Below are 22,510 nucleotides of genomic sequence, written 5' to 3' on the forward strand. Positions count from 1 at the left end.
GGCGACTGACGCTGCACGTTCCGGGCATTCGTAACCAGGGCGTCCGTAACCAGGGTCCTGGGCCGCCAGGCCTTAGGCCGCCAGGATCCGGGCCGCTAATGCCAGGGCCGCCACGGTCCGGCGGTACCGCTAGCGGCGGCGTGGCGCTTTTTTGCCCTCGGCGCGGAAGTACAGCAGCGGTACTTCCCGTTCGGCCTTTGTCAGCGAACCGTGCTGTCCCACCACTTCCAGTGCGCTTGGCCGGACCCGCCTGCTGTCATAAAGCGCCAACGCGTCGCGGGCGGCAATCATGACGTCGCCGATCCGCCCGGCGGCCTCGGGCCGGACGGCACCGAACAGCCCGCCGGCAATCGCTTCTTCACGGGTGAACGCCCAGATCCGGTCTCCGAAACGGGCCCGCCAGGCTTCCAGCAGGCGTCCCGGGGCGGTGTTATCGGCCGCATCGGACAGATACATATGAACCATCCGCGGCTCCCCGGCGGTGTGCCGGACACCGGCGATGAGCTCAGGCTCGGCCGAGTAGTCGATGCGCTGTGATTCGGGCACGTCAACCATGCCGTGGTCGGCAGTCAGGAGGATCGTGGTTCCGGGCGGCAGCGTGGCGTTGAGCCGCAGCATGGTGGCATCGAGCTCTTCAAGCTGGTGTTCCCACTGTGGAGACTGGCAGCCGTGGCGGTGCCCGGCCTTGTCGAGTTCGTTGACGTAAAAATACATCAGCGACGCCCCGCCGGCCATTGCGTCCGCTGCCGCTTCGGTCCTGGCATGTGAGGTAACTCCGGTGACAAAGCGGCCACCGCGGAGTGCCGCCCGGGTCATCGGCGAGTTTCCGAACTGGGGCAAGCTGACGGTGACCACGTCGACGTGCTCGGCGGCCCGTTCCAGGACGGTCGGAAACGGTTGCCACTGTTCGGGATCAACGCCGGCGTCCCAGTTGCCGAGCATGTTCACCACACGGTCCTGGTCGGGGTCCAGGACGTCATATCCCACCAGCCCGTGCTGGCCGGCCGGCAGTCCGGTGCCAAAGCTGGCCAGCGATGCGGCAGTGGTGGAGGGGAACGCGGAGTCGAGCGAAACCGGCACGTTGCCCTGCCCGGCCTGCATCACGGAGCGCAGGAACGGAGTGTGCGCGGATTTCTGCTTGAGCAGGTTACGGCCCAGACCGTCGGCCAGAACGACACACACGCGTTTGGCGGCCGGCAGCTTCAACGCGTTGTCGAAACCGGGAATGCCCAGGCTGGCCGCGGCACTCGTGAGCACCTCGGCAACGGAACGCTGGCCGAAGGCCGGGGCGGGGGGCATTTCCGGGTGGGCAGGGACGGCGAGCGGCTTGGGCTCGCTGACCTCAGCCATCTCAGCGCTGATGGCCGCGGCTCAGGCGGTTGGCGAAAACGCCCATCCGGGGGCGCGGCGGCATCCCGGGGACGGAATGCAGCGCTGGAGCGGCGGAACCGGTGTTCACCGCGCGGAGCGCCCGGGCAAACAGCTTGGCGTCCTGAACGGCCTGCAGCCCGTCCGCTTCGGCGCTGATGCGCAGCACGATGTCTTCCTGCGCGATGCTGCCGGTGTAGCCGTGGTCCGCCTCGCACTGCGGATCCCCGCAACTCGCCGGGCCCATGTCGAGGCGCTGGCCGCCTGACCAGGCAATGGACAGCGTGACCTCACGGACGGGATCCGAGGGCTTGTAGTCCTGCGGCTGGGCGTACATGTAGCTCAGGACCACCGAGCGGATCTGCGTTACGGGAACGGATTCGGTCGAGACCTGGGCAACGGTCTGTTCGCCGGCGTCGTCGAGTTGCTGGTCATCGACGTGGGTGATCACCAGCATGTCCTCGGTCAACACCAGCACGGTGATGTGCCGGCGGACTTCGGCCCGGTCAAAGTGTGTTTCCAGATGGACCAGGTGCGCTACGCAGTCGCGGCCGTCGAGAGCGTCGGCGACGACATCGGCCACGAGGCGGGGGTAGAACCCGGCTTTCTGCAGGGCGCCTTCCAGGCTCTGACCCTGCGCGCTGTGGTCGTGGGGACCATGTTGGCGCGTGGCCGGGAGTCCGGATGCGGGCGCCTCGGGCTTGGACGGTTGAGGCTGGGAGGTCATGGATTCCATTTTCACAGATCGGCCCGGGACATGCTAACCCGCAGTCAGTCCCGCATCGCGCGGCGGGCCGTGTCGGTGCGCTGGGCGGCATTGGCGATCCGGACGTCGGCCGCCAGTATCGAGGCGCCGTCGGGGCCCGCCAGGACCGGGTTGAACTCTATGAGGGCGATTTCCGGATGGTTATCCTTGAGTCTTGTCAGCCGGGAGGCGAGGTCTTCCAGTGCGGCGACGTCAACGGCCGGCAGCCCCTGGTAGCCAAAAAGTTTGCGGGACGCGCGGGGAGCCCTGACGAAGTCATGCAGGTCCGTACCGGAAAGCGGGGGCACCCGGTGGGCCCAGTCTTCAAGCAGGTTGACGGCGTCGCCGGCCAGCCCGAAGGAGATCACCGGCCCGAGGAGTGGATCCTCGACGGCCCGGAACGTGCAGGCCTGGCCGACTGGAACCATAGTCTGCACCTCCAGGGCCGGTGAACCGTACCGTTCCAGCTTTTTGCGCATCTGCAGCACATTGCGCCGCAGCGACCCGGCGTCCTGGATGTCCAGCCGCACCCCGCCCAGGTCCAGCCGGTGCCGCAGGGCGGGGTCCGTAGTCTTCAGTACCACCGGCCAGCCCAGCCGGTCTGCGGCCGCCACGGCCTCCTCCGCAGTGTCAAAGCGTTCGGACGGGACAACGCTGATGCCGTAGCGGGCCAGCAGCCCGGCTGCCGCCGCGCTGTCAAGCCGGACCAGTTGCTCTCCGCCCACCGTGTGCAGCAGCCGCTCCAGATCGGCCCTGGCGGCGTCCGGGTCGCAACCGTCCGGCTCCACGAAGAGGCCCTGGTCACGGTCCCGCCAGCGGGCATAGCGGACGACAGCGGCGAGCGCGGACACGGCGGCTCCGGGGTTGGAATAGCAGGGCACAGTGCTGGCCCCGGCGCCGGGGCCCACCATGCCTTCGACGTAGATCGAGGGGTCAAGGATCCCGCTGAAGGCGGCGACCACGGGTTTTCCCGCCGCCTCGGAACATTCAGCGAGCGCCCCGGCGATCTTTTCCACGGTGAGTCCGCGGGCCGGGAGAAGCGCCACAACGACGGCGTGGACATCGTCCCGGCCCAGGGCTTCCTGCAGGGGCCCGGCGCAGGGCCGGCAGGGCTACCGACATACCGGCATCGAGATCGACGTCGGTGACAATGCCTTCGACGCCGAGGCCGTGGGCGGCCGCGCTGTCCGCCACGACCTTGCCCAGGGCACGGGAGTTGCTGAAGACGGCAACGCCCGGCCCCTGCGGCAGCGGCTGGCACGCGACGATCTGGGCGACGTCCATGAGTTGCTCCATGGTCTCGACCCGGATCACGCCCGCCTGGCGCATCATGGCGTCGACGGCCTCGGGTGGCGCCAGCGTGGTGCGGACGGCATGGCCTGGCGGCAGGTTCAGTCCCATGGCGTCGGACTTGGCCACGATCACCGGCTTGGTCCGGGCCAGACGGCGTGCCAGCCGGGAGAACTTTCTTGGATTGCCAATGGATTCGAGGTAGAGGCCTACCGCAGTGGTGTCGGCGTCGTCCTCCCAGTACTGCATCATGTCGTTGCCGGAGACGTCGGCGCGGTTGCCGGCAGAGAGGAAGGTGGAGATGCCCAGGCGGCGGCGGCTGGAGGCGGCGTAGAGAGCGACGCCGATCGCGGCCGACTGGCTAAAGAGCCCCAGGCCGCCGCGGCGGGCAAGGTCCGGCGCCATCGAGGCGTTGAGGGACACCGCCGGGTTGGTATTGACGATCCCGAGCGAGGCGGGGCCGATCACCCGCATCCCGTTGGCGCGGGACTGCCGCACGAGCTCCCGTTGACGGGCGAGTTCGCGGTCGCCGTCGTCCTCATATCCTGCCGTGGCCACCACGATTCCTTTGACGCCGGCGGCGGCGCAGTCCCGGACGACGGCGGGGACTTCCTCAACGGGCACGGCGATGACAGCGAGCCGGACCGGTCCAGGAACCTCAGCGAGGCGGGCGAAGGACAGCATCCCGGCGAGTTCCATGGCCTCCGGGTTGATGGCGTAAACCGGACCCGTGAATCCGCCTTCGATGATGTGTTCGAGCAACTGGTACCCCACGGCGCCCCAGGTGCGGCTGGCCCCGATCACCGCCACGGAAGACGGTGCCAGCAGTTCCTGGATGCTGCGCGCCTCAGCGCGATGTTCCCGCGCCTCCATCACGGTGCGGGACTTGTCCGTGGGGTCGATGTTGAACTCGAGGCTGATCACACCGTCGTCGTAGTGGCGTTTGACGTCATAGCCGGCGTCAGCGAACACCATCAGCATCTTGCGGTTTTCCGGGAGCACCTCTGCGCTGAAGATGCGGATGCCGTTTTCCCGGGCAGCTGCGGCGAGGTGCTCGAGGAGGATGGAGCCGATGCCCCGGCCCTGGTGGGCGTCCGCGATGTTGAAGGCGACTTCGGCCTCTGCCGGGTTGTCGAGACGGTCGTAGCGGCCTATCCCGAGAATCTCCCCGCCGATGGTGATGACGAGGGCAACCCGGTCGCGGTAGTCCACCTCCGTGAAGCGCCGGAGCTCCTTACCGGACAACGAGGCCTTGAACGCAAAGAAGCGCATGTAGATCGACTTTTGCGATTGTCCCGTATGGAAGGCCTGCACGGCCTGGGCATCAGAGGGGTGGATCGGGCGCACATGGGCCGTTCCACCGTCGCGCAGGACGACGTCGGCTTCCCAGTATTCCGGATATATGCCGCCCGCGGGCTGATCCACCATAGGCTTAGCCTAGTCATAAACTTTCGCAGTACCCGTTCAGCCCCCTTGAAAAGGACCCCCAGCCTCATGGCCCGCCGCCAAACCACGCCCCCCGCCGGGGACGCCAGCCCTGATTTCGTCGAAAACATCGTCGATATCGATGTCACTTCCGAGATGGAAGGCTCGTTCCTGGAGTACGCCTATTCGGTGATCTACTCCAGGGCCCTCCCGGATGCCCGCGACGGCCTGAAACCCGTCCAGCGGCGCATCCTGTACATGATGAGCGAGATGGGGCTCCGCCCGGACCGCGGCCATGTCAAGAGTGCCCGCGTGGTGGGCGAGGTCATGGGCAAGCTGCATCCGCACGGCGACACCGCGATCTACGACGCCATGGTGCGGATGGCACAGGGCTTCTCCCTCCGGCTGCCGCTGATCGACGGCCACGGAAACTTCGGCTCGCTCGACGACGGTCCGGCCGCCCCGCGATATACCGAGGCACGGCTCGCGGCGGCGGCACTGACCCTGACCGACCACCTCGACGAGGACGTCGTTGATTTCGTCCCGAACTACGACAACCAGCTCACCCAGCCCGAGGTCCTGCCCGCGGCGTTCCCCAACCTGCTCGTGAACGGCGCCACCGGTATCGCCGTGGGCATGGCAACGAACATGGCCCCGCACAACCTGGTCGAGGTCATTGCCGCCGCCCGGCACCTCATCGCGCACCCGGACGCCACCCTCGAGGACCTGATGAGGTTCATCCCCGGCCCCGACCTCCCGACCGGCGGCCGGATCGTCGGCCTGGACGGCATTCGTGACGCCTACGCCACCGGCCGCGGCTCGTTTAAGACCCGGGCCAAGGTGGAGATTGAGCAGCTCTCGGCCCGCCGCACCGGCCTGGTGGTGACGGAGCTGCCGTACATGGTCGGGCCGGAAAAGGTCATCGAGAAAATCAAGGACGCCGTCAACGGCAAAAAGCTCACCGGCATCAGCGACGTCGTGGACCTGACAGACCGCAAGCACGGCCTGCGGCTCGTTATCGAACTCAAGAACGGGTTCAACCCCACCGCCGTCCTGCAGCAGCTCTACCGGTTCACCCCGATGGAAGACTCCTTCGGCATCAACAACGTCACACTGGTGGACGGCCAGCCGCAGACGCTCGGCCTCGTGCCGCTGCTCACCGTCTACGTGGAGCACCGCATCACCGTGGTGCGCCGGCGGACCGCCTTCCGCCTGGGCAAGAAAAAGGACCGCCTGCACCTGGTGGAGGGTCTTCTTATAGCCATCGTCGACATCGACGAGGTCATCCAGATCATCCGGTCCTCCGACGAGGCCGCCGAGGCCCGGGCCCGGCTGATGTCCATCTACGACCTCTCCGAAATCCAGGCCAACTACATCCTGGAGCTCCGGCTCCGGCAGCTCACGAAGTACTCCCGGATCGAGTTGGAGAAGGAACAGGACGAGCTGCGCCGCGAGATCGCGGAGCTCGAAGCAATCCTCGCCTCACCGGAGCTTCTCCGCGGGCTCGTGTCCGATGAGCTCGCCAGCATCGCCGAGAAATACGGCACCCCGCGCCGCACCGTACTGCTTGAATCCGAGGCGGTCTCCCCCACCGTCGCCGCCGCCCTGGCCGCGGCCCCCGGGGCAAAAGGCAAGGCCGCTCCCCTGGCCTTGGAAATCACCGACGATCCGTGCTGGGCCATCCTGACCGCCTCCGGCCAGATCGCGCGCACCGCCAACCAGGACAGCCTCGCCGAGGCAGGACCGCGGACCCGGCATGACGTCTTCACCTCGGTACTGAACACCTCGGCGCGCGGTGAGATCGCCGCCGTCACCTCCCAAGGCCGGATGCTGCGCCTGCAGGTGATGGACATGCCGGTGCTGCCGCCGACGTCCGGAACGCCGAACATGGCCGGGGGCGTCCCGGCCAAGGACTTCATCACTCTGCTCAAGGGCGAATCGCTCGTTTCTTTCGCCCCGCTGGACCAGGTCCTCGCGATCGGCACGGCCCAGGGCGTCGTCAAGCGCGTGCAGCCCGACTACCCGCTGAACCGCGAAGACTGGGAGGTGATCGCGCTCAAGGACAAGGACACCGTAGTGGGCGTGGCGCCCGCAGGTTCCGACGACGATGACCTCATTTTCCTGACCCGGCAGGCGCAACTGCTGCGCTTCAGCGCCTCAGTGGTGCGGCCGCAAGGCAGGACCGCGGGCGGAATGGCGGGAATCAAGCTGGCCGCCGGTGACCGGGTGCTGTTCTTCGGCGCCACCGCGCCGGCCGACGCGGCCGCCGTCGTTGTGACCATCGCGGGGACCGACGGCGCCTTGCCTGGCACCGCCCCGGGGGCCGCCAAGGTCACGGCACTGAACGAATACCCGGCGAAGGGGCGCGCCACTGCCGGGGTTCGGGCGCACCGCTTCCTCAAGGGCGAGGACACCCTCCTTATCGCGTGGGCCGGACACGGCCCAGCGAAGGCATCCTCCTCCGCCGGGGTGGCCCGGTCCCTGCCCGGCGAACATGGCAGGCGAGACGGATCGGGCATTCCGCTGTCCCAGGCCATCGATGCGATCGGCCCGAGCATGGCCTGGGAGCCGGCGCCCGGGGCTAATGACTAGGCACGCGCACAAGGCCAGCCACGCTTCCGTGGCTGGCCACGTCTTGATACCCTGCGGCAGTTGAACCGGCGCGTTAGGGCATGTAGTTCAGACTGAGGATATTTCCCTCGCTGTCCAGGAACCATGCTGCGGCGCTTCCGTCAGGCATCCTGGCAATGCCGCCTTCCGTTTTCAAACCCGGAAAGTCGTACTCCTCGAAGACGACGCCCGTAGCCTGCAGCTCCGCAACGGCGGCCGCTATGTCCTCGACGATCCAGCCGATCTGTGTGTTCTTGGCTGAACCGGCGTTTGACGTCTGGTAGATCAGAAATCCTGTTCCATCGCCGCACTTGTACTGCACGTTGTCCTCGGCATCTGGGTTATCCGGTTCGAGCCCGAGTTTGTCGCGGTAGAAATCGCGCGCGCGGGTGATATCGGCGGCCGGCAACACGGAGCCGACCCACTTGTCTTTCAGCATGGCTGTGTTCCTTTCCAGGCCCACCCCCCGGAACGAACTTTACTCCGTTTGGCGCCTCGCGAGCCCGGGAATCTGTGGACCATTTGCAGCTGGCTTTCCCGGGTCTGCCCAGCGCCAACTTCGCCGGATGAGGAGGCGGTTTTGCGTCCGGTCCTGGCAGCCCTAATGAAGCAGTTCAGCTGCAGAAATAGTGGTTTCTTCGGGGCTGTTGGCGAGGGTCCAGGTGTGGGGGCGCGATAAACCACGGGATCCCGGTACGCATCTGGATAGTCCACTGCGCCTTATGGATCACGTGGTGATGGTGCGAACACAGCAGGGTCCCGTTGTCAGTTCCCGTGCTGCCGCCGCGGGACCAGTAGGTGATGTGGTGGGCTTCGCACCAGGGCGCCGGGATAGTGCAGCGCGGAAAGGCGCAGCCCTGGTCGCGGGCGGTAATGGCTTTGCGGACGTGGGGCGGGAAGACCCGTGAGGCGCGGCCGATATCCAGGATCCGGCCCTCGCCGCCGAGGAGGACGGGGATGATGCCGGCGTCGCAGGCAATTTTCCGGATCGTGGACGCCGTGACCGGCCCGGTGAAAAGAAACGAAGCCGCTGTTGCGGTTCCGATCGCGCTGCCCGCGTCGTGAGCGGTCCCGGCGTCGTGAGCGGTGCCGGCGTCGTGAGCGGTGCCGGTGTCGGAGCCAATAACGTCCGGGATCTGGGCGCCGGTGGTGCCGTGGGAGTCCTCGATGCCGTACGTGCCGTAGGTGCCATGCTCTCCGGTGCCGAACCGATCGAAAAGATCCCGGTAGTTGATGATGGCCATGATCTGGGGGCGGAGCCCGCCCGCAGCGGGCAGGATGCCCGCCGCGAGAGCCGCTTTGCAGGCACCAACAAGCCCGTCGAGGAGTCTTTGGGGCCGCGAGCGCGGGTCCAGCCGGTCAGCAGCCCGGTCGTCCCCGTTCACCGTCCCTGTCCCAGTCGTCGGCCGCTGAGCCGGGGGCCGTGTCGGCCGGTGTCGCGGCCCGCCCTACGCGGGGGTTGGTGGCGACATTTATCACTGTGAGAAGGTGCTCGTATTGATCGGTTGTGGCGAAGATTGCCAGATGGTGAAGCCCGCGCCGGGGTTTCCGGACAAACGCGCCCTGCAGTTGCCGAAGGACTTCCTCGGAAGGTTCGCCGCCGTCCTGGTCCAGGGCATCGGCCCAGTGCTTGGCTACCCGGGCCAGGAAGTCATGGTCGTTTTCGGCCGCCGTCACGGTCAGGGCATGTTCCATCCCGGCAACGGCCTCCGGCCCGGCCGTGTGCCGGACCCTGTCCAGGGACATTGTGATGATCGTCGCGGCGTGCGAGGCGATATTCCCGGTGGCCACGGCTGCGGCGACCTCCGGCCGTGCCGCGGGCTCGGGCAGGCCCGCGATGCCCGACCGGGGCAGGACTTCGGCCGCGAGGGCAAGCCGGCGTTTGGCCTCGGATGCGCTGACCGCAGCCGTGCCCGAAGGAAGTCGGCCGGGTTTCGGTCCCCTTCACCCAGCACCTCAGCCACTCCATTTGTGCCTTTGCCTGGCGCGTCTGCAAACTTCGCCTCAATCGCGCCGCCGGATCCGCCGTCGGGTTCGGACTTTGGTTCTTGGGTCCAGCCGGTCAGCCAGCCGGCATCCGCCCCCGACCACGGCTCCGCGCCCCACCCTGCAGTCGCTTTCTGAGCCAAGGCCGCGGCCTTGCGAGTCCGGTCTACTGCTGCGGCAGCAACAAGCTGCAGGAAATCCACCGTGCGGGAAAGGTCCTCCACGTGGCCGGCGAAATTAGAGGCTTCGAAGAAGTGCGGAGTCTGACAGCACGGTCTCAGCGACGGCCCGGGCCAGCACAAGAATCCTGTCCAGATCGGGCTTATCCTGATCTGAATCCGGTAAGAACCCACCAACGGCTTCCATAACTCCACCCTGCCAAAGGGGTACGACAAAATTGAGCAACGCGCGTACGCGCGGCCCTCATAGCAGCCGGATCCGCGAAACCAGGGACACCGTCCAGCCGGCGCCGATCGCCGGATGTCCACAACGCCAGAGATGTGGATATCGGGTCAGGAAAATGCCCTTAGACTGCTGGCATGCCTATCATTCCCGATTCCAAGGACTGGACCTGGGTGCTCACGCGGCCCTGCCCCGAGTGCGGCTTTGACGCTTCCGCAACAACCCCGGCGACCGTGCCCGGAGTTCTCACGAGCATGCTCCCGCGGTGGCGTGCGGCACTGCGCCGGCCGGACGCGGCCGAACGCCCCGACGAGAGCACGTGGTCCGTCCTCGAGTACGGTTGCCACGTCCGGGACGTCTTCGCTCTCTTCGACCACCGCCTGTCCCTCATGCTCACAGAGGACGATGCGCGGTTTGATGACTGGGACCAGGACCTGGCGGCCGTGGAACAGGACTACATCAGCGCCGACCCGACAGAGGTCGGTACCGCATTGACCACAGAGGGCGAACAGATCGCCGCGTCCTTCGCCCTGGTCCGGGAGGAAGAGTGGGGCCGCAAAGGCACACGCAGCAACGGTTCCATATTCACTGTCCTGACGTTCGCACAGTATTTCCTGCACGACGTCGTCCATCACCTCCACGACGTGGACGGATAGCCTGCGAAGGCAGCGACAGACTGGCCGGTTGCCGGTTTCTGGCGGTTCATCCATCGGTTGGGGACTCCGCCGGCTCCAGATCCTTGTCCCAGGCCATGCTGCGGTTAACGACGGTATATCCCATCTTGAGGTAGAGGCCGAGCGCGCCCGTGGGATTTTCGGAATCGACGTCCAGGGACGCGGTATCCATACCGGACGCCGCAAACCGGCGCATCGCGTCGGCCAGCAGCGCCTGCGCTATTCCCCGGCCTCGGAACTCCCGCCGCACTCCCAGCAGCTCGGTATACCCCTCGCGAAAGCCGCGGACCACCGCGCCGTCGGCGTCGTGGGTGGCGAGCTGGTAGCCGGCCACCGTTCCAGTGGGCTGATCCAGCACCACGCCGCTCAGATCCGGCCTGGCCAGCGGATCGTCAACCACGAGACCCCATGCCTCATCGTCCCGGGGTTCGCTGCCCCAGTGGTCCCGGAAGACGTCGTTATGCGCCAACCGGACGGACTCGCGCAGCTCCGGGCCAAAGGTCACCAGCGAAAACCTGGGGTCCAGGACGGTTTGGGGCAATGTCCCGCCCAGGGGCCGGTGCATCTCATTGAAGTAGCGCACAACAGTCAAGCCCGCCCGATCAAAGAGCGCCGCCTGATGTTGATGCTGATGCTCCATGTACAGCCGCAATTTCGGCACTTGGGCTGGCGGCCCAGGTCCGCCGGAGTCCGCGCTGCTGGCCGTGTCCTCAGCGAAACGTTCGCGGGTCCGCTGTTCGGCCCAGGCCAGCAGCCCGGTGCCGATGCCACTCTCTTGCCATTCCGGATCTACACAGCCCAAACCGATTGCTTTCGCTCCGTCGCGGTTCTTCATGATTCTGGCGTAAGCACGGGCAAAACCCTGCGGATCGAAGCCGACGACGGTGTTCTCCGCCGCCGGGTTGTTCTTCGATCCCAGGATCTGCGCCAGTTCGGCACGGCGTTCGAACCAGACGGGGCGTTCGACGGCGGCAGTACGCGCGATCAGGTCCGCCCAGGCGTCCACGTCCCGGGACCCCGCCGGTCGCCATGCCAGCCGGGGATCGAGCGCAGTTCGCGATTCTGGTCCGCCCTGTGCATTCATGCCAACAGGTTAGCGTCCGGCCTACCCGCGGGCCAGAACCTGAGCCGGGACGTCGGCCGCGGCAGCCGCGGCGTCGAGATCCAGCCGGACATCGGCGGCGTCGATGTCGTCCGGGTTGTGCGTCACCAGGACCACCGTCCGGTCCTGAAGTCCGCGCCGTAGTTCGGCCAGAAGGGTCCGGCCGGACTCAGCGTCCAGGTGTGCGGTGGGTTCATCCAGCAGAATCACTTCCGCTCCGCTCAGCAGCGTCCGGGCGACGGCGAGACGCTGGCGCTCCCCGCCGCTGAGGAACGCGCCTCCCGGGCCGATCCGGGTGTCCAGTCCCTCCGGCAGGCGGTCCAGCAGCGCTGTCAGGCCGACGGCGGCGAGGGCCTCCCGAAGGTGACGCTCGAAGGTGTCCGGAACACGGCCCGGCGCGCCCCTGCCTGTGCGCTCCGCAGCGTCCCCGGGGACCGCCAGCATAAGGTTGCCGCGGATGGTCGAGTCAAAGAGGTGGGCCTCCTGCGGGCACCACGCCACCTGGCCGCTGAGGAACAGCGCACCGGCCTGCGGCGGCAGGAAACCGAGAATTACGGCCAGCAGGGTGGATTTCCCGGAACCGGAAGCGCCGGTGACGGACAACCAGCGGCCGGGTTCGGCGCACGCGTTGAGTCCTCGGAAGACGGTGTGCCCGCCGGGCCAGGAGGCCGCCAGTCCCCTGAGCTCGATTCCGGCCCGCCCGTCCGGGCGCGCGGGCGGCGGGTCCATCCCGGGGATGTCCTTGCCGCTGGTCCGGGCAGGGGCGTGGAGGACCCCGGCGTCGGAGATCCTCCGCAGCACCGCCCGCAGGGCCGGGTACTGCCGCACCGCCGTTGTGATGGCCGCATAGGGCTCCACCAGGGCGAGTTGCAGCAGGACCACGACGGCGACGGTGGCCGGGGCGACGGCACCGCTCAGTGCCTGGGGCGCCCCAAGCACTGCGCTGATCAGTGCGGCGGCACCACAGGCGAGCACGGTCAGTCCCTGACCGAGTCCTTCGGCCCAGGCCGAACGCTTGGAAGCGGCAGTGGCTGCCCGGTCATCGCGGGTGATTGATGTCAGGACCGGTTCGGCGACCCCGTTGGCGTGCAGTTCGGCCCGGGCGTCAAGGGCGGCGGCGACGCTGCGCAGCACGCCGGCGCGGAGGGCCTGCTCGGTTCCGGCGGACATCCGGTCCGCGGCCAGGGCCAGTGCCGGGGCGGCAACGAGGCTCAGCAGCGCCGCCGCCAGCACGGCCGGCAGCGTCACGGGCAGCAGGATGCCGGTCGCGGTGAGCGCCGCGACGGCCACTGCGACGGCGGTCACCGGCGGCAGGACCACACGGGGCAACAGGTCCCGCACGGTGTCGACGTCATCGACCACTGTGCCCAGGACATTGCCGCCCTGCAGCAGGCGGCGCAGAGACAACGCACGGCGGCTCAGGGATTCCCAGAGCCGGCCCCGGAGGCGGGTTAGGGCGGCAAAGACGGCGTCGTGGAGCAGGAGCCGTTCGGCGTAGCGCAAGGCCGCGCGGCCGATTCCGAAAAAGCGCACGCCGACGATCGCGGTGAGCAGGTACAGGATGGGCGGCTGCTCGCTCGCGCGGATGATCAGCCAGCCGGAGAGCCCGGCCAGGGCGACAGCGAAGAGGGCAGCGAGGGTGCCGATGGCGCCGGAGGCAGCGAACTTCGCGGCAACGGGCGCCAAAAGCCGTCGCAACGCCGCCACAGTGCCCGGCAGGCGGTCCGCAGTATCAGGATCAGGCCCGGTTCCCGCGGACGGGATCACGGGCCTCCCTGCCGCACGGCCGTCGGGCGCAGCCGGAGCGGGAGTCGCGTCTGCGCTCGATGCTGTCGAGGGCGGTGCCCAGCCGCGGGCAGCAACTGCGCCGGCCCCGGCGTCCGCCCCAGTCACAGACACCAGCCGGTCGGCCAGTTCCCGGGTCTGCCGGTCGTGGGCGACCAGCAGCACGGTCACGCTGCCGCGGAGGGCGGCGATGGCGTCACTGACGGCATCGGCCGAGCCGCGGTCCAGGTGTGCGGTCGGCTCATCCAGGAGCAGGACGGTGGCCCCGGCCTCTATTCGGGCCAGCCCCCGGGACAGGGCCACGCGGCGAAGCTCCCCCGGGCTCAGCTCCGCCGGGTGTTTGGCCGCGAGATGCCCCGCGGCACAGCTCTGCAGGCAGCGCCGGGCGGTTGCATCCATTTCTGCGGCGGACCTTCCGGCACCGGAGATTTCGGCGTCGGACCTTCCGGCACCGGAGATTTCGGCGTCGGACCTTTCGGCGTCGGACCTTCCGGCGTCGGAGATTTCCAGGGCGCCAAGGTACAGCCGGACTTCGTCCATGACCGTCGGGGCAACCATCACCGGATGCTGCGGAACCCACGCGATGTCCGCCGTCGTGAATCCCGTCAGTCGACCGGAGATTTCCGTACCCTGGCCGGACCCGATTGTGCCGGCGAGTACGCCCAGCACGGTGCTCTTACCTGCACCGCTGGGACCGTCCAGGGCCGTAATTTCTCCGGGTAAAGCGGTGAAGGTGAGCGGACCGACGGCGTTGTCCGCCCGGCCGCTGTACCGTACCGTCAGTCCGGCCACGCCGACCGTGGGGGGCCCGGCGTGCGGTAGCGCGGAGTTTGCCGGAGTGGCCGGCACCGGCTGCAGGGGTGAGCGTTCGGGAGCATCGAGGACGTCGGTGGTTTCGGCGAGCGCCACCCTGCCGTCGTCGCTGGCGTGGTGCGCCGTGCCCAGTTCGCGCAGGGGCAGGTAGCAGTCGGGGGCCAGGATCAGCGCCAGGAGCCCGGCTTCGAGGCCCATGTCCCCGTGGACCAGCCGGACGCCGATGAAGACGGCCACGACGGCGACGGAGATGGTCGCGATCAGCTCAAGCGCCAGCGCGGAAAGGAAGGCCGTGCGCAGCGTTCCCATCGTGCGGTCGCGGTACTGCTCGGAGATGTCTTCGAGGGCCTTGCGCTGCGCGGAGGCGCGACCTAGGCCGACGAGGACCGGGAGTCCTTTGGCCAGTTCCAGCATGTGTCCGGAGAGCCGCGCGAGCGAGGTCTGGGCTTCGCGGACCCGGTCCTCGGTGTACCGGCCGATCAGGATCATAAAGACCGGGACAAGGGGCACGGTCAGCACTATCACTACGGCGCTGATCCAGTCTGCGAACAGGATTCGGGCCCCCAGCAGCAGCGGCACCGCGGCACAGTTCACAAGGGCGGGCAGGAACTGGGTGTAGTAGCTGTCGAGGGCGTCCAGCCCGCGGGTGGCCAGGACGGCGAGGCCGCCGTCGGACGGCCCGGACGTTCGAACACCGTTGCGCAGCGCGGTTCCCAGCAGCCGTGACCGCAGCTCTTCCTTGACGCCGAGGGCGGCGCGGCGGGCGGCGACGGACTGTCCCCAGACGGTGACGGAGCGCAGGAGAACACCTGCCAGGCCCCAGGCCAGCTGGTCCCCCCACGCCGGATTCTGCGCCATCAGCCCAGCCAGCATCGAGGCGACGGCCTGGGCCATCAGGACCAGGGCGAGGGCCTTCAGCGCACTGAGCAAGCCCAAAAGGTAGAGCGCGGAGCGGGTAGCCGGGCCTGACGGGAACCGGGGCTTCATCGGCCGTCAGTCCTTGGAGTTGAGCGCTTTGGCGGCGATTGCGGGAAGGAAGCTGTGTGCCTCCGGGATCTGTTGGGCACTGACCCTGCGCCGGAACACCCAGTAGGTCCAGGCCTGGTATGCAAGGACCAGCGGCAGCCCGATGGCGGCGACGACACTCATGAGCCCGAGGGTGTAGTCCGACGAAGAGGCGTTTGAGATCGTCAGGTTGAAGGCCGGATTCAGGGTCGACGGCAGCACCACGGGGAAGGCTGCCCCGAAGATCGACGCGCTGCAGAGCAGAAGGAAGGCGCTGAGGGCGAGGAAGGTACGGCCCTCGGATCCCCTGCGGGCAAGCATCCACGCCAGGACGGCGGCGGCCACGGCGGCAACGACTGCGACGACGGTCCAGGCCTCGCCGCTCAGCAGCTGCAGGCTCACGGCCCAGCCTGCCATCGGCAGGATCAGGACAGGCAGCAACCGGAGGAACCACCGGCGCGCCCGGTGTCGGACCTCGCCATCGGTCTTCAGGGCCAGGAACGCGAGTCCGTGCAGCAGCGAGAAACCAACGACGGCCAACCCTCCCAGCACCGCGTAGCCGCTGAACCATGCGAAGGCGCCGCCTTCGCGGTCGCCGTTGGCGTTCAGCGGCAGCCCAGTGGTGGTGAGCCCCAAGGCGGTGCCGACTCCGAACGCGGCAACAAGGGAACCGGCCGAAATGGCCCAGTCCCAGCGGGCACGCCACTGGTCCGTGTCCACCTTGCCTCGGTACTCGAAAGCGACGGCACGGAAGATCAGCGCGACGAGGACCAGCAGCAGCGGCAGGTAGAGGGCGGAAAACAAGGACGCATACCAGAGCGGGAAGGCCGCGAAGGTGGCCCCGGCGGCGGTCAGGAGCCAGACTTCGTTGCCGTCCCACACTGGGCCGATCGTGTTCAGCAGGACCCTGCGTTCGGTGTTGTTCCGGGCGAAGCTCTTCATCAACATGCCGACACCGAGGTCAAAGCCTTCGAGAAAAAGATAGCCCGTCCACAGCACCGCAATGGCAATGAACCAGATGGTGGGTAGCAGATCCATGCTGAGTATCCTCTAAGTTTCTTGGGTTTCGGGTGCTTAGTAGGCGAAGGCCAGGACGTCGCCGGGCGTCCCGTCGCCGGGCGGGGTGTCATCCCCGCCCTTGCCGGCGGCCCCGGCGTGGGCAAGTTCAGGCATCGCCGAGACCACGCCGCCGCGAACGTACTTGACGAGGAGCTTGACTTCGACGACCAGCAGGACGGCGTAGATGGCGGTCAGGACCACCAGGGAGGTCAGGATTTCCGCGGCGGACACCCCGGGTGACACTGCGGCGGCAGTAAACATAAAGACCTGGTCGACGCCGGCGAAGTCCGGGTTCGGGGCCACAACGAATGGCTGGCGGCCCATTTCCGTGAAGATCCAGCCGGCGGCGTTGGCGCCGAAGGGGGCCAGGATTCCGAAAACGGCGAGGCGCATGAGTCCGCGGGAGGCCGGAACGGTTCCCTTGCGTGTTACCCAGAGCGCCAGCAACGCTGCAAAGGCCGCGATTCCGCCGAAGCCGATCATCATCCGGAAGCCCCAGTAGGTGACTTCCATGACCGGCACGTACTGGATCTCCGTGCCGGCGCGGTCGCCGTAGATGGGGTTGTCCGGCAGCGTGGTCCCGTACTTGGCCTGATACTCGCCCAGCAGGCTGTTCACACCCTTAACCTCGGTGGTGAAGTCACCGTTGGCCAGGAAGGACAGGATGCCGGGAACCTCGATCAGGGCCACGATGTCGTCGCAGTTTTTGGAGCCGAGGTTTCCGACGCTGAGGACGGAGAAGCCGGTGCCGTCGTGGCACGCGGCCTCCGCCGCGGCCATCTTCATGGGCTGCTGTTCGAACATCAGCTTTCCCTGGATGTCGCCGGTGAGTGCGGTTCCGGCGAAGGAAACCATGGCAACGACCGCGCCAATCCGCAACGACCGAATCCATACCGTGTGGTCAGTGCGGTCCCGGCCGGAAATTGCAGCCTCACCGGGATTGACCTTGCCATCGGCGCCGACGGTATCGATCCCGTCGTGGCGGCGGCGCCACAGGTGGTACCAGGCGATGCCCAGCAGGAATCCGCCGGCCACCGCGAGGGCGCCGAATAGCGTGTGCGGGAAGGCGACGAGCGCAGTGTTGTTGGTAAAGACTGCCCACGCGTCAGTCATGACCGGCCGGCCGTTGATAAGTTCGACGCCCACGGGGTGCTGCATCCAGCTGTTGGCCACGAGGATGAAGTAGGCGGAGAAGACGGACCCGATCACCGCGATCCAGAGGCAGGCCAGGTGGACGCCGGGTTTGAGCTGCTTCCAGCCGAAGATCCAGAGTCCCAGGAACGTCGATTCCACGAAGAACGCCAGAAGGGCCTCCATGGCGAGCGGTGCGCCAAAAACGTCGCCGACGAAGCGGCTGTACTCGCTCCAGGCCATGCCGAATTGGAACTCCTGCACGATGCCCGTGGCTACGCCCATGATGAAGTTGATCAGGAAGAGCTTGCCCCAGAACTTCGTCATCCGCAGGTACTCCGGCTTGCCGGTGCGATACCACAGTGTCTGGATTACCGCCACGACCAGTCCGAGACCGATCGTCAGCGGCACCATCATGAAGTGGTAGACCGTGGTGATTCCAAATTGCCAGCGTGCGATTTCCAAGGCGTCCAAGGCAGTCCCTACTTGTAGCTGGATTCCGACAAGTTCTACGATGCGTAGAACTAGTACTTCTACAGAGTGTAGAACAAATCGGCGCTCTTCCAGAAACCCACAATCCCACGCCGCGCAATCGGCCGCAATGGAGCCAGCGATTCATTACCTGGGGGTTATTGAAGGGATCGCGAGACCGCCGCCGGACGCCGCCGGACGGCTCGGCAGGTCCCTTGTCGACGGCCCGGCAGGCCGGCGCCGGGCTGCCCGAAAGCCCGCAACTCCCCGGCCTCCGATGCGCCACGCTCATCCCCGGACGCGCCTCCGAGGAAAAGTGTTCTACTCCATGTAGAAACAATTCCAGAAACACGGTAAATTTGAAGTGCACCACTCACACCCCGCTCCGGTCGGCCAAGAGCCGCCACCGGGCACGGCCAGCTAAGAAGGACACACGGAAATGGCAAGTCTCGGCGAACTCGAACGGGCAGTGATGGATCTGCTCTGGGCAGGACAAGAGGCTGCAACCGCCAACACCCTGCGGGATCTGCTCGCCCAGAGCACGCAGCCGCAGAACGGCGCAGCCGGCCACGAAGGCAAGGACCTGGCGGTCACCACCGTGCTCACCGTCCTGTCCCGTCTGGAGCGGAAGGGGCTGGTCGAGCGGGAGCGCGGGACCCGACCGCACCGCTATCAGTCCGTCTCGAGCCGTGAGGATCACACAGCGGAGCTGATGCATGAGGTGCTCGGCTCGGCTCCGGACCGCGAAGCCGTGCTGGCACGGTTCATCGGATCTGTTACTGACACGGAAGCGGAAACCTTGCGGAAACTTCTGGGCCTTAGCTAGCGCCCGATGTTCTGGACCTCATACTTTCTGGCGGTCCTCGCGATAGCACTGGCATGGCCGGTGCCGGTTCTCCTGTCCCGCGCGAAATGGCCGGCGCGGTCGCCCTTTACGGCAATGTTGCTCTGGCAGGCAATCGCCCTCGCCGGCGGGCTCTCCATGATCGGGGCCATGCTCGTTTACGGACTTGAGCCGATCGGCAGCAACCTGCTCTCAGGCCTTGGCGCGCTGGCCGGGATGGTCCTGCGTGACGCACCCACTACGGCGCTGGGCTTTTGGCACATTTTCGCGCTGTCCGCTGCGGCGCTCCTCACGGCCCACCTTATCTTCACCCTGCTGCTGACCTACTACAGGATCCAGCGCCAGCGCCGGCGCCACCGGGAGTTACTGGCCCTGCTGGCGTCACCGTCAGCGGATGGACCTCGGACCATGGTCCTGAACGTCGACTCCCCCGTGGCCTACTGCCTGCCGGGCGGCGCGCGGTCCGTCACCGTATTGTCCGACGGATTAATGGCCGCGCTGGAGCCCGACGAGCTTCGAGCCGTGCTGATCCATGAAAATGCCCATCTGGACCAGAGGCACCACCTGCTGCTCTGGGCTTTCGCGGCGTGGCGACAGGCGCTGCCATGGCTGCCCACCACCCGGCTGGCGCAGGACGCCGTCAACTCGCTGATCGAGATGCTTGCCGACGACGTCGCGCTGAAGACGGAGAGCCGGCAGACCCTGATCAAAGCGATCGCCATCGTGGCGAGCGGCACCCGCAGCGGTCCCGAATCCCCGCTGACGTTCAATGATTCCGACGCCGCCGAGCTCGCACCCGGTGCCCCCGGGGCCACCGGCGGGTCCGGGTCTGTGCGGACGACGGCGTCGCGCGTCAGCCGCCTGCTGTCCCCGCAGCCTCCGCTGCCGGACGCAGTGAGGGCGGGCGTCCTGGCGGTCTGCGGGCTGCTTCTGGCCGTGCCGACGGCCCTGCTGATCGTCCCGGGACTGCTGGACTGACCCGCATCACGGGGCTGAACCGCGTCCCCTGGCCAAGCCGTGGCGGTCCGGGCAGGCCGTCCGGTGGCCGTCAGCCGGGCCACCCCGTTGACGCCCGCACCCGCCCGGCTCAGGCGTCGATCCGCTCCCGGTCCAGGCTGGCGGCACCGGCAATAATGAAGTCTTTGCGGGGCGCGACGTCGGATCCCATCAGCAGATCGAAGGTGTCCTCGGCCTGCTTCGCGTTCTCGATCCGGACCTTGCGCAGCGTCCGGTGCCTCGGGTCCATCGTGGTTTCAGCCAGTTGCTCCGCGTCCATCTCACCCAGGCCCTTGTAACGCTGAATGGGCTCCTTGTAACGTTTGCCCTCCTTTGCCAGCCGGCCCAGCAACGCATGAAGCTCGGCCTCGGAGTACGTGTAGATCATCTCGTTGGCTTTCTGCCCGGCATTAACAACCTCCACCCGGTGCAGCGGCGGGACAGCGGCGAAAACCCGTCCCTCGTCTATCATCGGCCGCATGTACCGGAAGAACAGCGTCAGCAGCAAAGTGCGGATGTGGGCACCGTCGACGTCGGCATCGGTCATCAGGATGACCTTGCCGTAGCGCGCAGCGCTGATGTCGAAACTGCGGCCGGATCCGGCACCAACCACCTGGATGAGGGCGGCGCATTCAGCATTGGAGAGCATGTCCCCCACCGAGGCCTTCTGGACATTCAGGATCTTGCCGCGGATCGGCAGGAGTGCCTGGAAGTCGGAGGACCGGGCCAGCTTGGCTGTGCCGAGGGCCGAATCACCCTCGACGATGAAGAGTTCGGAGCGTTCGACGTCGTCGGTGCGGCAGTCCGCGAGCTTGGTGGGCATCGAGGAGGTCTCCAGCGCATTCTTGCGGCGCTGGGTTTCTTTGTGCACACGGGCCGAGATGCGGGACTTCATCTCGCTCACGACCTTTTCCAGCAGCAACGCCGACTGGGCCTTGTCATTGCGGTTGGCCGAGTTCAGTCTGGCAGTAATCTCCTGCTCCACGACCTTCGCGACGATGGCGCGGACCGCCGAGGTGCCCAGGATCTCTTTGGTCTGGCCCTCAAACTGGGGTTCAGCGAGGCGGACGGTGAGGACGGCGGTGAGGCCGGCAAAAATGTCGTCTTTTTCGATCTTGTCGTTGCCGGCCTTGAGCTTGCGGGAGTTTGTTTCCACCGCCTTGCGGAAGGTCTTGAGCAGCGCCTGCTCAAAGCCGGTCTGGTGGGTTCCGCCCTTGGGCGTGGAGATGATGTTGACGAAGGTCCGCACGGTGCTCTCATAACCGATGCCCCAGCGCAGGGCGATGTCGACTTCGCAATCCCGCTCTACCTCGGCGAGCTGGCTGTGGCCCCGCTCGTCCAGGACCGGGACAGTTTCCTTGAACTTCCCGGAACCGTGAAGGCGCCAAATATCGGTGACACCGGGGTCGGCTGCGAGGAATTCGACGAATTCAGAGAGGCCGCCGTCGTGGTGGAAGACTTCCTCGTGCGGTCCGGATTCGCCCGGGGTTCCCGGGACACGGCGCTCATCACGGACCGTGAGCTTCAGTCCGGGAACCAGAAAGGACGTCTGCCGGGCACGGGCGGCGAGCTCGTCGTAAGAGAACTTTGCGTCCGGAGTGAAGATCTGCCGGTCCGCCCAGTAACGGATCCGGGTCCCCGTGACGCCGCGCTTGGCCTTGCCCACGACGTCCAGGACGGAACCGTCCACGAATGGAGCGAAGACCGCCGCGGGATCGGACTTGGTGCCCGGATCCTTGAAGCGGCCGGGCTCACCGCGCCGGAAGGACATCTTGTAGGTCTTTCCGCCTCGGTCCACCTCCACATCCAGCCGGGAAGACAGGGCGTTCACCACCGAAGCGCCGACGCCGTGCAGGCCGCCGGAGGCGGTATAGGACCCGCCGCCGAACTTGCCTCCGGCGTGCAGTTTGGTGAATACCACCTCGACGCCGGTGAGGCCGGTCTTGGGTTCGACGTCAACCGGGACGCCGCGGCCGTCGTCGTGGATTTCCACGGAGTTGTCCGCGTGCAGGATGACCTTGATGTCGTGGCCAAAGCCGGCCAGCGCCTCATCGACTGAGTTGTCGATGATTTCCCAGAGGCAGTGCATGAGTCCGCGGGAGTCTGTGGAACCGATGTACATGCCCGGGCGTTTCCGGACGGCTTCGAGGCCCTCCAGCACTGAAAGATGCCGGGCGGTGTAATCAGAACTGGGTGCCACGGGTCGTGATCTCCTTCAGGAACGGGACCGTCAGCATTCGACGGTCCGGGCAAAATACGCGCTCTTCCTAGGGTAGTCGGACTGCTGCCCTGCTTGGTTCAGCCGCCATCCCGCTGGTCAGGCGGAGCAGCGAGGCGTTATCGAGACGTGATACGCGGACAGCGAAAGTTCCCCATCCTTGGCATGGATTGGCACCGAATACTGGTTATATAGGTATACGGAACTACTAAGGAGGCCGAAAATGACAACAGCAGTTGCGGACCGCACACTGAACACCGTTGACCGGTGCGATCGTTGCGGGGCACAGGCATATGTCCGGGTTGTTCTCGGCGCCTCCGGCGGTGAGCTTCTCTTCTGCGGCCACCACGCACGCGCCGTCGAGCCGACGCTGAGGCCACTCAGCTCAGACTGGCACGACGAAACGGCTCGGCTGCACGAGAAGGCACCTGTCCCCGTCGACTAGACCATCAGCAATCAAAGTGCAGGGGCCCCTCCGGTGTGGAGGGGCCCTGCTTCTGTTTTAACAGCAACACGGGGTCACTTCCCGCCCATGTTTCCGAAGATCATGGGCGGTAAGTGGCCCCGCGTTACTGGAGCGCGGGTT

At 66.9% G+C, this 22,510-nt stretch carries 15 protein-coding genes and 1 pseudogene; 5 read left to right on the plus strand and 11 right to left on the minus strand.

What is annotated here, in order from left to right:
- Positions 1-129: 129 nt before the first annotated feature.
- From KY499_RS04610 to KY499_RS04620, 3 genes and pseudogenes are all read right to left on the minus strand, one after another.
- Complete coding sequence (locus KY499_RS04610; protein WP_219886323.1) at positions 130-1,350, minus strand: alkaline phosphatase family protein; 1,221 nt, start codon at positions 1,348-1,350, stop codon at positions 130-132.
- A gap of 1 nt (position 1,351) precedes the next feature.
- A complete protein-coding gene (locus tag KY499_RS04615) occupies positions 1,352-2,095 on the minus strand; it encodes a DUF5998 family protein (RefSeq protein WP_123256405.1) in 744 nt (247 codons plus the stop codon).
- A 44-nt stretch (positions 2,096-2,139) separates the two neighbouring features.
- Positions 2,140-4,831, minus strand: a pseudogene (locus KY499_RS04620) (GNAT family N-acetyltransferase).
- Between the two features lie 66 nt (positions 4,832-4,897).
- Here KY499_RS04620 and KY499_RS04625 point away from each other — a divergent pair.
- Positions 4,898-7,420: a DNA topoisomerase (ATP-hydrolyzing) subunit A gene (locus tag KY499_RS04625; RefSeq protein ID WP_219886324.1), complete on the plus strand. Its 2,523-nt coding sequence runs from the start codon at positions 4,898-4,900 to the stop codon at positions 7,418-7,420.
- A 73-nt stretch (positions 7,421-7,493) separates the two neighbouring features.
- Here KY499_RS04625 and KY499_RS04630 read toward each other — a convergent pair whose 3' ends face one another.
- The 3 genes from KY499_RS04630 to KY499_RS04640 form a co-directional block, all read right to left on the minus strand.
- Positions 7,494-7,877 (minus strand): VOC family protein, encoded by a 384-nt coding sequence (locus KY499_RS04630; RefSeq protein WP_123256402.1) that lies wholly within the window; start codon positions 7,875-7,877, stop codon positions 7,494-7,496.
- Between the two features lie 175 nt (positions 7,878-8,052).
- Positions 8,053-8,823, minus strand: a complete 771-nt coding sequence (locus KY499_RS18705) for an HNH endonuclease (RefSeq protein WP_375141116.1) — start codon at positions 8,821-8,823, stop codon at positions 8,053-8,055.
- On the minus strand, positions 8,798-9,292 hold the full coding sequence (locus KY499_RS04640) for a DUF222 domain-containing protein (RefSeq protein WP_258191057.1): 495 nt from the start codon (positions 9,290-9,292) through the stop codon (positions 8,798-8,800). The genes KY499_RS18705 and KY499_RS04640 overlap by 26 nt, the downstream gene beginning before the upstream one ends.
- 671 nt (positions 9,293-9,963) lie before the next feature.
- On the opposite strand from KY499_RS04640, the gene KY499_RS04645 reads away from it, so the two are divergent.
- Complete coding sequence (locus KY499_RS04645) at positions 9,964-10,482, plus strand: DinB family protein (RefSeq protein WP_219886325.1); 519 nt, start codon at positions 9,964-9,966, stop codon at positions 10,480-10,482.
- A 46-nt stretch (positions 10,483-10,528) separates the two neighbouring features.
- Here KY499_RS04645 and KY499_RS04650 read toward each other — a convergent pair whose 3' ends face one another.
- Genes KY499_RS04650 through KY499_RS04665 form a run of 4 tightly spaced genes read right to left on the minus strand, consistent with a single transcriptional unit; the run spans position 10,529 to position 17,869 of the window.
- Positions 10,529-11,584, minus strand: a complete 1,056-nt coding sequence (locus tag KY499_RS04650; protein ID WP_219886326.1) for a GNAT family N-acetyltransferase — start codon at positions 11,582-11,584, stop codon at positions 10,529-10,531.
- Positions 11,585-11,605: 21 nt separating this feature from the next.
- Positions 11,606-15,187: a thiol reductant ABC exporter subunit CydD gene (cydD, locus tag KY499_RS04655; RefSeq protein WP_219886327.1), complete on the minus strand. Its 3,582-nt coding sequence runs from the start codon at positions 15,185-15,187 to the stop codon at positions 11,606-11,608.
- Between the two features lie 6 nt (positions 15,188-15,193).
- Entirely contained in the window at positions 15,194-16,243 is a 1,050-nt protein-coding gene (cydB, locus tag KY499_RS04660; RefSeq protein WP_123256396.1) for a cytochrome d ubiquinol oxidase subunit II, read from the minus strand.
- Positions 16,244-16,279: 36 nt separating this feature from the next.
- Positions 16,280-17,869 carry a cytochrome ubiquinol oxidase subunit I gene (locus KY499_RS04665; RefSeq protein WP_219886328.1) on the minus strand — a complete coding sequence of 530 codons (1,590 nt, stop codon included), beginning with the start codon at positions 17,867-17,869 and terminating at the stop codon, positions 16,280-16,282.
- A 436-nt stretch (positions 17,870-18,305) separates the two neighbouring features.
- Here KY499_RS04665 and KY499_RS04670 point away from each other — a divergent pair, with 436 nt between their 5' ends.
- Together KY499_RS04670 and KY499_RS04675 are read left to right on the plus strand one after the other, a co-directional pair.
- The gene (locus KY499_RS04670) at positions 18,306-18,692 is read left to right on the plus strand and encodes a BlaI/MecI/CopY family transcriptional regulator (protein ID WP_123256394.1); all 387 of its coding nucleotides are present in this window, start codon (positions 18,306-18,308) and stop codon (positions 18,690-18,692) included.
- Between the two features lie 6 nt (positions 18,693-18,698).
- Positions 18,699-19,688, plus strand: coding sequence for a M56 family metallopeptidase (locus KY499_RS04675; RefSeq protein WP_123256393.1), 990 nt, complete (start codon positions 18,699-18,701; stop codon positions 19,686-19,688).
- Positions 19,689-19,797: 109 nt separating this feature from the next.
- Here the strand turns inward: KY499_RS04675 and KY499_RS04680 are convergent, their stop codons facing one another.
- Positions 19,798-21,906, minus strand: coding sequence for a type IIA DNA topoisomerase subunit B (locus KY499_RS04680; RefSeq protein ID WP_123256392.1), 2,109 nt, complete (start codon positions 21,904-21,906; stop codon positions 19,798-19,800).
- Between the two features lie 241 nt (positions 21,907-22,147).
- On the opposite strand from KY499_RS04680, the gene KY499_RS04685 reads away from it, so the two are divergent.
- Positions 22,148-22,369 (plus strand): hypothetical protein, encoded by a 222-nt coding sequence (locus KY499_RS04685; protein WP_123256391.1) that lies wholly within the window; start codon positions 22,148-22,150, stop codon positions 22,367-22,369.
- Positions 22,370-22,510: the final 141 nt, after the last annotated feature.

Origin of the sequence: Arthrobacter sp. PAMC25284 (assembly GCF_019443425.1) — a bacterium.
GTDB lineage: Bacteria > Actinomycetota > Actinomycetes > Actinomycetales > Micrococcaceae > Arthrobacter > Arthrobacter oryzae_A.